The organism is Spirosoma pulveris (genome assembly GCF_054781875.1).
The window spans coordinates 428,443-440,274 of sequence record NZ_BAAGTO010000001.1 but is presented as its reverse complement, the minus strand read 5'-3'; the positions used below and the strand labels follow the sequence as shown (position 1 = coordinate 440,274).

The following is an 11,832-nucleotide window of genomic DNA, read 5'->3' as shown; positions in this document are numbered from 1 at the left end:
AGTACTAATTTTGACTGCTCAAGATGGCAATATTACGAAATTATTAATGAAACGGTTTATAATTAAATGTATACTCTTGCCATTCAGTGGACTTTATGGGATAATTACGGACATCCGTAATTGGCTATTTAACAGTCACTTATTAATGTCATATCAGCCTGCGGTATACACAATTGGCGTTGGTAATTTGACAGTAGGCGGAACGGGAAAGACACCAATGGTCGAATTTTTGATTAAACGGTCAGTTTTTGAGCAAGCTTATACCGCTGGCGACACCGCAACCCTGAGCCGGGGCTATGGTCGACAGACGACTGGCTTTCGGGTTGTATCGGAGGTAGATACCGCGTCGACCGTTGGCGATGAACCCCTGCTACTGTATCGAAAATTCAGCCCGCTGATTCGGGTAAGCGTTGGTGAGCGTCGGGCTCCGGCATTGCAGTCGTTGATGTATCTTAATCCCGACACAAAGGAGGTTTTACTGGACGATGCATTTCAGCACCGGGCTGTGCAGCCCCACCTGGCTATCTTACTGATGGATTACAACCGGCCATTTTATCTGGACTACCCGTTCCCCGCCGGTCGATTGCGGGAGCGACGCAGAGGAGCCCGGCGGGCTGATGTTATCGTCGTTACCAAGTGCCCGAATAATTTAGAAACTGACCAGCAACTACAGATCGAAGCCAACATTCGCCCTTATGCGGGTGTTAAAACCCCGATTTTCTTTGCCGGGTTACAGTATGGACAGCCCGTTTCCTTTGCCAGCAAGCCGGTAGTTGCTGAGGTTCGACAAGTTGTGCTGGTGTCGGGGCTGGCTAATCCGGGACCACTGGAACAGTACGTACGCAATACGTATACGCTCCTTTATCATGTCCGGTTTGCGGATCATCACGCGTATCAGCGCGCCGACATTGATGCCGTGCTGGCAAAATTACCGGCCGACGCCCTTGTGCTCACCACGGAAAAGGATTGGGTAAAACTGGATCTTTTGTTAACCGATGAAGAGCGCAATGATTTGCCTTTCGCTTATCTACCCGTTGCCATGCAGTTTCTGGGCAGCCAGGAAGCGGCATTTATCCGGTTTCTGGCTGCCGCCCGGCTTAAAAATCCTTAACTGAATGGCGCTAACGAACAGGTGTCCGGCGTTTTGGTGTACTTTTGATCTGATGAAGCGTAGTTTTATTGCCTTACTGATTAGTTTAAGCGTAGCCATACCGGCTTGGGCGCAGCAGTTCCCGGGAGGTACGCAGGTTCCGGGTGGTTTTGGCGGACGCCAGAGCATGCCAACATCAACCACGGGTACCAATGGTATTGATGATTCAACGAAGGTGATCTACGGTCCCAAATCAACACGATACGTGCTGGAAGATGATGTCTTCAATAATCGACGGAAACTCTATACCCTCGATACGACCATGGACGATGTACACCGGTTTACGTATGTGCAACGGAGCCAGAATACCTACCAGGATTTAGGGGCTCTGGGTACGCCCATGCGGTCAGTTTTCCTTCAGGTTCCCCAGCAATTAGGGGCGCAGTCGGGATACTACGTTTTTTCACCCTATGCCTATCAAACAATGGACGTCCGGTATTACGATACCAAGTCGCCCTTTACGGATATGTATATTGCGCTGGGCGGAAATAACCAGAACATACTGCGCTTTGATATGGCGCAGAATATCAACCCCCGCTGGAACGTCGGCTTCGATGTACAGCGGTTTACATCGCAAAAACAGTTTGGCACCAGTGGGAATACGGACCCTTACAAGCTGTTAGCGCAGAACTGGGGTGTACAACTACATACGAACTACCGTTCAAAAAATGATAAATATACCCTGCTGGCTCACTTCATCAACATGAACCACAGCCTCGATGAGCAGGGTGGCGTGTTGCCGGGCGAAACAGCCAGTGGTGTCCCTATTCTCTACAATTATACCGGTGATGCCCGTTTGCGAAGCGGTAGTACAGCGGTGCAGGGACCCCACGGCTGGGAGATTCGGAACAACTCACACATCTACCACCAGTATATTCTCGATAAAGGGTTTCAACTCTACCATAAACTGGACTACCAGATTCAGAAAAACTTCTATCAGGACGATACCCTGCGGCTGAATCTGAATGATGCCAGCCTGACCACGGATGTTAGGCAATTTTACCCGACTGTTCTGGGTGATACCTCCCGGCTGGAGCAGCATGCCCGTTTCCGGCTTTTTGAAAATCAGTTTGGTATTAAAGGCATCTCACAATATAAAGGGGCTTCGTTCAACTACCGGGCCTACCTGCGTATCCGGAATTACCGGCAAACGAGCTTATACAACACGTCACGAACCAACTATAATGAATATGGAACTACCCGAACCGAAACGTTCGTGGGGGGATGGCTTGGTTATTATTTTCCGGACAGCCTGTCGCGGCTGACGGCCGAGGCTGAACTGGGGGCAGGCGGTAGCTACCGGATTCAGGGACAGGTGGAGAGTAAATTTTTAACGGCGGGCGGGTCTTACGTAAATGTCGAGCCAACCTTACTTCAGGAGCGGTTCCAAAGTAAAGTTTACCTTTGGCCCGATGCATCGCGGGGGCTCGCGCCACTGTCCAAACGAAACTATCTATATGCTTTTGGGAAGTTAAACGTTGGCTATAAAAAGCTGCGTATTCAACCGAGTCTGGATTATTATCTGGTTAAAAATTATGTTTATTTCGATACAGCCGGAGTTGTTCAGCAGGAGAAGTCGCCCATTAGCATCATAAGGCCGGGCTTGGGGTATCATTTGCAACTGGGCAAGTTTCTTGTAGCCGGACAGGCGTATTATACTGCCAAAGAAGGGCCAGACGTTATACGTATGCCACCGTTCTTCATGAACACCCGTATACAGTATGAGTTTCTGTATGCTAAAGTGCTCTACATCCAAACCGGCATTGACCTGCATTATAAATCGCCTTACTACGGAGATGCATACATGCCCCTTACACAGCAATATCACATCCAGGATCGGCAAAAGGTAGAAGGCTATGTGTTGGCCGATCTCTATGCAAACCTGCGTATAAATCGCACCCGGCTATTCATTAAGTTAACCCATGCCAACCAGGGCATACTTACACCGGGTTATTACGTTGCCCCCGACTTTCTGCCGATGCGACGTGGTTTTGCCTTTGGCGTCGATTGGTATCTGTTCGATTGATTTTTACTGATAACAGGTAAGAGATGACTGTTTCCTGCTTATTCTGTTTAAGTATAGGTTATAAGGGTGCAAGGATATTAGTGATTGACTAAGTCATTATAAGTCAATGTATTAGTATTGATTGGTAGCTTTTGCCGACCCGACAGAGAAGTAAATAACGTTGTTTTTTGCTTTTTAAATTATTTTAAAATACTGTTGGGATTTATTTCGATTAATTAATTAACCTACTTTTTTTGCATGGATCCATTTCAGATTCAAAAAGCTCCCGTCCAATACGACGTAGCGATTGTCGGCTCAGGAGCCGGAGGAGGCATGGCGGCTTATATGCTGGCGAAAGCCGGTGCGAAAGTCGTCTTGCTGGAAGCAGGTGGCTACTTCGATCCAGCCGATCCAAAATACATTACTCAACTGAAATGGCCCTGGGAATCGCCCCGGCGTGGTGCTGGTACAACGCGAGCCTTTGGCGATTTCGATGCAGCCTGGGGTGGATGGGATATTGAAGGCGAACCGTATACGAACGCAAAAGGGTCCGATTTTCAGTGGTTCAGGTCAAGGATGCTGGGAGGTCGAACGAACCACTGGGGGCGTATTTCACTTCGTTTTGCTCCGGACGATTTCCGGCGTAAAAGCATGACGGGGGTTGGTGAAGACTGGCCAATCGGTTACGACGACATCAAGCCCTTCTACGACCGAATCGACCGGATGATCGGCGTTTTTGGTTCCGTCGAAAACATGCCTTCCGAGCCGGATGGTATTTTCCTGCCGGCGCCCAAGCCCCGGTTACACGAATTGATGATTCGGAAAGGAGCTCGTAGTATTGGTATTCCGGTTATTCCGTCCCGGTTGTCTATCCTGACAAAACCGGTTAATAACGAGCGTGGCTCCTGTTTTTATTGTAGCCAGTGTGGCCGTGGCTGCCAGGCGTATGCCGACTTTTCGTCGTCGTCGGTACTGGTAAAACCCGCCATGAAAACCGGCAACGTTACCCTTATTAACGGAGCCATGGTTCGAGAAGTCATTACAGACCCGGCCACCGGTCTTTGTACGGGTGTCAGTTACGTCGACACGCAGACCTTGCAGGAGGTTACGGTGAAGGCTAAATCGGTTGTTCTGGCGGCCAGTGCGGGCGAAACCGCCCGCTTGTTACTCAACTCCAAGTCGAGCCGTTTCCCGACCGGGCTGGCCAACTCCAGTAATGTAGTTGGTAAATACATCAATGACTCTACGGGTGCCAGTCGTTCGGCGTTTGTTCCGGCCCTGATGGACCGCAAACGGTACAATGAAGATGGTGTTGGCGGCATGCACGTCTTTACGCCTTGGTGGCTCGATAACAAAAAGCTGGACTTCCCGCGGGGGTACCACATCGAATACTGGGGCGGCATGGGTATGCCAGCCTACGGATTTGGCTGGGGTATCGAAGCGATGAACGGCATGATTCCGGGTCGCGATGGGAAAATGCATCCTGGTGGCGGATACGGCGCCAGCCTGAAAGACGACTATCGCCGATTCTACGGGGCCTATGTGGGTATGGCCGGTCGGGGAGAGCCGGTACCCCTGGAGAGTAATTATTGCGAAATTGACCCCAATGTGGTTGATAAATACGGTATCCCGGTGCTGCGCTTCAACTACAAATGGTCGGACTATGAAGTGAAGCAGGCCAAGCACATGCAGGAAACCTTCGAAGAGATTATTCACTCGATGGGCGGAATTGCCCTGGGCGATAAACCCAATGCTGCTAATAATTATGGCTTGGCCGCTCCGGGTCAAATAATCCACGAAGTGGGTACCGCCCGTATGGGTAATGACCCGAAAAACTCGGTGCTCAATAAATACCAGCAGGCCCATGATGTGAAAAACCTGTTTGTCGTGGATGCCGCTCCTTTCCCATCGCAGGGCGATAAGAACGTCACATGGACCATTCTGGCCAGTTCCATGCGTACCAGTGAGTATTTAATCGATCAGGTAAAACAGAAAAACATATAACCTTTAACCCGAAAACCAATGAAACGCAGAGATTCCCTAAAAGCCCTGTCGCTCACGGGTTTTGGCCTGGCAGTCAACCCCGTTGAAGCGGCCGTTCCCGCGCCACCAGATGTTAAGCCGCTTAAGATTCCCGGTGGCCGCCAAAAGTTTGAAGCCGAGCGGGATGCGCGCCTGAACGCCGAAAAATTCTTTACCCCTCACGAACTACAGACGGTGACCGTCCTGTCGGACATCATTATTCCGGCCGACGAACGGTCGGGAAGTGCGTCGCAGGCGGGTGTTCCGGCATTTATCGAGTTCATGATGAAAGACCAGCCGAAAAACCAGACGCCTATGCGGGGTGGCATCAAGTGGCTGGATAATACCTGTACCAAACGATACGGCAAACCCTTTGTCCAGTGCACCAAGGCTCAGCAAATCGATATGGTCGAGCAGATCGCCTATCCATCGAAAGCAAAGCCCGATATGACGCAGGGAGCCTCGTTCTTTAGCTTCATGCGTAACATGACGGCTACCGGTTTTTACACTAGTCAGATGGGCATAAAAGACATTGGGTATGTTGGTAACGTACCGAACCAATGGGATGGCGTACCCGCCGATGTTCTGAAGCAATACGGACTTGCCTACGAAGAGCGCGAGTTAACCCAGGGTAAATAAAGTATAGATTTAAGCTTAGGCGCTCTTATGTTTTACATAAGGGCGCTTTTGTTGTTTATGCAAACATGAATTGAATAGAAACGATAGCAATGATTTATGTATAAGGTGTTGAAAATCAATCTATCTATTCTTATGGATAGCCAGAAGTTGATGGTGAAGTCATGCCCGATGATCGCCGGATAGCCCCGTCCGGGCGCGGTATAATACACTTATTAATTACCCCTAAAATACATTTATATGTAAAGTTTAACTTTACTTTAGGTTACAAAAGAAAAGTTTTCGCTAGAGCGGCCTGATGACCAATTGATTAAGTAAATTAGATTAACTTTTTATGAATTCTGTTCGCCCATTCCGCCATTTTTCCTGTACCTTTACATCCCGTAACGACCTAAACAGGTTTCAATCATGGCGGCTACGGGACCAAAATCCGCGAAATATATTTTTGTTACTGGCGGAGTAACTTCATCACTGGGCAAAGGCATTATAGCCTCTTCACTTGCCAAACTGCTTCAATCACGGGGGCTCACGGTTACGATTCAAAAATTCGATCCGTATATTAACATCGACCCCGGTACACTCAATCCTTATGAACATGGCGAATGCTATGTAACAGACGATGGGGCTGAAACAGACCTCGACCTTGGGCATTACGAGCGGTTTCTGAACCGGCCAACTTCACAGGCGAATAACATTACCACGGGACGCATTTATAACAATGTCATCACCCGCGAGCGACGGGGCGATTTTTTGGGGAAAACCGTACAGGTCGTACCGCACATCACCGACGAGATCAAACGAAATATTAAGCTTCTGGGCGAAACGGGCGATTACGACATTGTCATTACCGAAATTGGTGGCTGTGTGGGCGACATTGAGTCGTTGCCTTTTGTGGAAGCTGTACGCCAGTTGAAGTTTGAACTTGGTGAAAAAGATACCCTTGTTGTTCACCTTACACTGGTGCCTTACCTGCAATCGGCCGGGGAGCTTAAGACCAAACCAACCCAGCACTCCGTCCGGATGCTGCTTGAAAATGGCGTTCAGCCGGATATTATTGCCTGCCGTACCGAACATCCGTTGCCCCAGGATATTCGGCGAAAAATAGCTCAGTTCTGTAACGTTCAGGTTAGCTCCGTTATCGAAGCCCTCGATGCCGAAACGATCTATGATGTTCCCCTGCTGATGCAAAAGGAACGGCTCGATCAGCGGGCGCTCTATATGCTCGATCTATACAACGATAAAGATGCCGACCTGGATGCCTGGAAAGGCTTTCTGGGGCGTCTGAAGAATCCGGGTGACACCGTCCGGATTGGTCTTGTCGGGAAATATGTTGAATTGCACGACGCATATAAGTCCATTGCCGAAGCGTTCATTCATGCCGGAGCTACCAATGAATGTAAAGTTCAGCTGGAGTGGATTCAATCCGAAACACTGGTCGATGAACACCACTGTGCTGAGGTACTGAGTGGCTTGGATGGGGTATTGGTAGCGCCCGGTTTTGGGGAGCGGGGCATAGACGGTAAAATCAACGCCGTTCGGTTTGTTCGGGAGCGGGGTATTCCGTTCCTGGGTATCTGCTTGGGTATGCAAATGGCCGTGATCGAGTATGCCCGTAACGTAATGGGTATTCCCGATGCTCATTCTACAGAGATGGAGCCGCATACGCCAAACCCGGTCATCAGCATGATGGAAGAGCAGAAAACGATTACAGACAAAGGGGGAACCATGCGGTTGGGGGCCTATGCCTGTAAGCTCAAGCGGGATTCATTAGCCCATCAGATTTATGGGAAAATGCAGATCAGCGAACGCCACCGGCACCGCTACGAATTCAACAGCGACTTTCAGGAAGCCTTCGAAAAAGCGGGACTTCGCCCAACGGGTATCAATCCGGATACCGGCCTGGTCGAAATCGTTGAATTAAAAGGGCACCCCTGGTTTGTAGGCGTTCAGTTCCACCCGGAGCTGAAAAGCACCGTCATGAACCCTCATCCGCTGTTTGTTCAGTTCGTAAAGGCTGCGCTTGCGTACACTCAGAAAAAACGTACGGCAGATTCTACATCCGATGTAATGACCGCCCGTGTAGAAACCGCCGATGTGGTTGATTAAGCAGCCGGATTGACGTATTTTTGCGCAAAATAGTTAGTAAGTCAGCAGGTCGGATAGTCAGTACATGACTCACGCCAGGATAATACATGCGTCAGTCACCTACTGACTGTCCGACTTGCTGACTTACCGACTTACTAACTTATAAAATGGATCGTAATCAACTTATTGGCATTGTCCTGATTCTGGCGATGCTGGTCGGCTACCAGCTGCTGGTACCGAAACCTGCGCCCGAAAAACAGGCGGCTCAACAAACACAAACAACAAATCCAACAACGGCCTCCGGGGTTGCTGCCCTTGATAAAGGCACGGATAGCACGCGTCAGCAAGCTCCTGACTCTGCTGCGTTAACAGCTCAATTTGGTGATTTTGCCACCGTTGCCACCGGTCAGGCGCGCGATATTGTCATTGAAAATAACGACATCAAAGTAACTTTTACTACCCAGGGCGGGCGCGTGAAAGAGGTTGTATTGAAGAAGTACAAAACCTTCGATCAAAAGCCTCTCGTTTTGATTGATGAGAAAAGCAGCACAACTCTCCTTGAACTCCCGACCAATCGGGGTAAAGTAGATCTACACAAGTTATATTACCAGACAACGGCCCAGAATAGTACGGTGGGTGGTCAGCCACAACAGCTTGTCTTCCGGGCCGAAGTCGCGCCGGGTCAGTCCGTAGAGCAGGTGTATACCATCCCGGCTGAGGGATATGTGCTCGACTATGATCTCAAGCTGAATGGCCTGTCGAATACGGTTGGCAGTGGCGATATCCGGTTTTTCTGGGAAGATAAAATGCGTCAGTACGAAAACGATCTGGCTAACAACCGCCGGGCGGCTACCATCAATTACCTGACGGCCGATGAAGATTTCGAGAAGCTGACCGAAGGCGAAAGCAATCAGGAGGCCACTGCCGAAGAGCCTGTGCAGTGGTTTACCATCAAGCATAAATATTTTTTGTCGGGTTTTGTCGCAAAGAATAGTCCGCTCACAAAGGCGAATTTCAAAGCACTGGTTGATCCCGCCGACAGCAGTGTGGTGAAAACGGCCATCGCTGACGTAACCCTGCCCCTTGCTGATGTAAAAGCAGGAAAAGGGCAGTACAAGTTCTATTACGGACCTAATGACTTCCAACTACTGGGAAGTGTTGCCCCGGAATTCGACCAGAATGTGTACCTGGGGTATTCTGTCCTGAAGCCAATTAACAAGTACTTCTTTGTGCCGGTGTTCAACTTCCTGGAGAAGTTTATCGCTAACTACGGCTTGCTGATCATTGCGCTGGTGGTGTTTGTGAAATTAATCCTAACACCGTTAACCTACAAGTCGTACATCAGTATGGCCAAAATGCGGGTCCTTCAGCCAGAATTGAATGAAATGAAGGAACGCGTTGGTGACGACATGGCGAAGCAACAGTCTGAGCAAATGAAATTGTATCAGGAAGTGGGTGTGAGTCCGCTGAGTGGTTGTGTTCCGGTATTGGCAACCATGCCAATTCTTTTCTCGCTGTTCATGCTCTTTCCAAATTTGATTGAGCTGCGTCAGAAATCGTTCTTATGGGCCAATGATCTTTCAACCTACGATGCGTTCATTACCTTCCCGACGATACCCTTTATTGGCAGTCACCTCAGTCTGTTTACGGTACTGATGACAATTTCGTCGATTGCCTATGCGTATTATAATAACCAGACGACCCCAACGCAACCAGGACCAGTAAACATGAAAGCCATGAGCTACGTATTCCCGCTCATGTTCATGTTCGTATTGAATTCCTACCCGGCTGGTCTGACGTTTTATTACTTTGTATCGAACGTTGTCACGATTGCCCAGCAACAACTGATCCGTCGGTTTGTTGATGAAGATAAGATTAAAGCTGTTCTTGATGAGAACCGACGTAAAAACGCAGCCGGAGAGGGTAAAAAGCCCGGCGGTTTCCAGGCGTTGCTCCAGAAACAGCTTGCCGCTGCCGAAGAGGCCCGTAAGCAGGCCGATGAAGCCCAGCGCCGAGCGAAGTCTAAGAAGTAAGTGATGAATAAACGGTGATTACTGCTTCTATTTATCATCCTTCATTGACAAAAGCAACGCCTTCGCGTTGCTTTTGTGCATTAACCCAATTAACTATGAATGGCAGGTTTCTTTTCCTGATAAAGCTGGTTGTTGTGTTCTGTGGGGTAATCTGCTCCCGGGCGGCTTGGGCACAACTGCCAGCCGATGCGCAGAAACGGTATAAAGCGGCACTGGAACTGGTACGGACCGGCGACTATGAACGCGCCAAATCCGACTTGAATGTATTGATTCAGCAGCGTGGACCGTTGGCTCCCTATGCCTCCTATCATTATGCGATTGCCGCGTTCCGGCAGCGAAAGTTTCCGCAGTCCCGTGCTATGCTCAGGCAGTTGATAGAGCAATATCCGGATTGGCAGAAGATGGATGATGCCAACTACCTTCTGGCGGCCAATTGCATGGAACTTGGCCAGTATGAAGAGGCAATGACAGCTTTACAGGCCATCAATGACGCTGAACTCCGCTCTGACGTTACCAAACTTGAACAGAATTTTATCCCGCGTATTACCGATCTGACCCGGCTGAAGGCCCTGAATCAGTCTTTTCCTGCTGACCGTTTTATTGGTCTGGCCTTAATTGACCTGATTCAGCGAACGGCCACGGATAAGGATGATCTTGAACTATCCGACCGATTAACAAACCGGTTTGGGGTTCCGGTCGTAACGGCTACCCAGCCAACGGCAACGACGATTCAGGGGGGCGGCTCGCGTCCGGTTACACCTATTTCGCCGAATGGACGAAACACCCGTCCGAAGGGATATTATAATGTGGCGGTGATGTTCCCCTTTCGGGTCGATGAGTTTAATGCCGATAAACGGGCAAGAGCCAATCAGTACGTTTATGAGCTGTATAATGGCATTAAGCTGGCAAAAGCCCGATTGCAGGAAGAGGGAATCAGCATCAACCTGTTTGCCTATGACCTGGATAATGATGCCAATAAAGCGCTTGAGTTAGTCAATAGTCCGGCCTTTGCGCAAACAGATCTGATTATTGGTCCCCTCTATCTGGAACCCAACCGGATTGCGTTGGCATACGCTAATCAGCATAATATTTTGTTACTGAATCCAATAGCGACCAGTAGCGAGTTGATCACAGACCAGCCGATGTCTTTTCTGGCGCAGCCTTCCATGAATCAGCAGGCGCGTAAAGTAGCTGATCTGGTGCGTACTTTAAATACGGCTCGCCGGGCCGCCATTTATTTTGGCGCAACGCGTAAGGACTCTTTGCTGGCGGCTGCGTATCAGGCTGAACTCAAGCGGCAGAATTATCAGGTCGTTGATTTTCGTAAACTGAAAGGTTCTGCGCAGCAAATGGCCGACGCCATGCAGTTTTCCGGTGCGACGACGGCAACGCGTTCCACTAATCCAATTACTTCACCGTTTTCCAGTTCGTCCGTTGAGCATGTGTTCTTTTCCAGTTCTAATGAGGATGATGGTGTTCGGATGCTAGACGCATTGAGTCGCCGACGAGTAAGTGCTCCTTTAATTTCAACGGCCTCCGCTTTCGATTTGTATAAAGTTCCTGTCTCGACCTTTACCCGGCGGGAACTGTATTTGTTATACCCCGATTTTATGGACAAAAGTCGGGAGTCCGTCCTGGATTTTCAGGAAGAGTACTTAGCCAAACGGAATACAATTCCATCGGTTTATGCCTGTGAAGGGTATGACATGATGCTGTTCTTTGGTCGTCAACTGGCGAAGAACGGCCTTCAACTCCGGGATCGAAGTACGCTGATCTCCGATACCGACGATTACCTGCTCTCAGGGTTTGATTATACACAAAGTAATGACAATCAAATTGTACCCATCGTAAAATACGAAGACGGGCGGTTTGTGAAAATTAATGAGTGAGTAAGCGGAGGA

The 11,832-nt window shown here is 49.3% G+C and carries 7 protein-coding genes; all 7 read left to right on the top strand.

Annotated elements, in window-relative coordinates:
- Positions 1-46 precede the first annotated feature (46 nt).
- The 7 genes from lpxK (at position 47) to ACYVJM_RS01735 (ending at position 11,820) form a co-directional block, all read left to right on the top strand.
- Entirely contained in the window at positions 47-1,111 is a 1,065-nt protein-coding gene (lpxK, locus tag ACYVJM_RS01765; RefSeq protein ID WP_461146486.1) for a tetraacyldisaccharide 4'-kinase, read from the top strand.
- Positions 1,112-1,163: 52 nt separating this feature from the next.
- Entirely contained in the window at positions 1,164-3,176 is a 2,013-nt protein-coding gene (locus tag ACYVJM_RS01760; protein ID WP_461146485.1) for a putative porin, read from the top strand.
- A gap of 237 nt (positions 3,177-3,413) precedes the next feature.
- Positions 3,414-5,159, top strand: a complete 1,746-nt coding sequence (locus tag ACYVJM_RS01755; RefSeq protein ID WP_012926610.1) for a GMC family oxidoreductase — start codon at positions 3,414-3,416, stop codon at positions 5,157-5,159.
- Between the two features lie 18 nt (positions 5,160-5,177).
- On the top strand, positions 5,178-5,816 hold the full coding sequence (locus tag ACYVJM_RS01750) for a gluconate 2-dehydrogenase subunit 3 family protein (RefSeq protein ID WP_461146484.1): 639 nt from the start codon (positions 5,178-5,180) through the stop codon (positions 5,814-5,816).
- Positions 5,817-6,221: 405 nt separating this feature from the next.
- The gene (locus ACYVJM_RS01745) at positions 6,222-7,919 is read left to right on the top strand and encodes a CTP synthase (protein ID WP_461146483.1); all 1,698 of its coding nucleotides are present in this window, start codon (positions 6,222-6,224) and stop codon (positions 7,917-7,919) included.
- A 146-nt stretch (positions 7,920-8,065) separates the two neighbouring features.
- Positions 8,066-9,931 (top strand): membrane protein insertase YidC, encoded by a 1,866-nt coding sequence (yidC, locus tag ACYVJM_RS01740; protein WP_461146482.1) that lies wholly within the window; start codon positions 8,066-8,068, stop codon positions 9,929-9,931.
- Positions 9,932-10,026: 95 nt separating this feature from the next.
- The gene (locus ACYVJM_RS01735; RefSeq protein ID WP_461146481.1) at positions 10,027-11,820 is read left to right on the top strand and encodes a tetratricopeptide repeat protein; all 1,794 of its coding nucleotides are present in this window, start codon (positions 10,027-10,029) and stop codon (positions 11,818-11,820) included.
- Positions 11,821-11,832 lie beyond the last annotated feature (12 nt).

Bases quoted from the DNA above. Each gene is read 5' to 3' on its own strand.
- ACYVJM_RS01745 (WP_461146483.1), top strand. From the start codon at position 6,222: ATGGCGGCTACGGGACCAAAATCCGCGAAATATATTTTTGTTACTGGC.
- yidC (WP_461146482.1), top strand. From the start codon at position 8,066: ATGGATCGTAATCAACTTATTGGCATTGTCCTGATTCTGGCGATGCTG.
- ACYVJM_RS01755 (WP_012926610.1), top strand. From the start codon at position 3,414: ATGGATCCATTTCAGATTCAAAAAGCTCCCGTCCAATACGACGTAGCG.
- ACYVJM_RS01750 (WP_461146484.1), top strand. From the start codon at position 5,178: ATGAAACGCAGAGATTCCCTAAAAGCCCTGTCGCTCACGGGTTTTGGC.
- ACYVJM_RS01760 (WP_461146485.1), top strand. From the start codon at position 1,164: ATGAAGCGTAGTTTTATTGCCTTACTGATTAGTTTAAGCGTAGCCATA.
- ACYVJM_RS01735 (WP_461146481.1), top strand. From the start codon at position 10,027: ATGAATGGCAGGTTTCTTTTCCTGATAAAGCTGGTTGTTGTGTTCTGT.
- lpxK (WP_461146486.1), top strand. From the start codon at position 47: ATGAAACGGTTTATAATTAAATGTATACTCTTGCCATTCAGTGGACTT.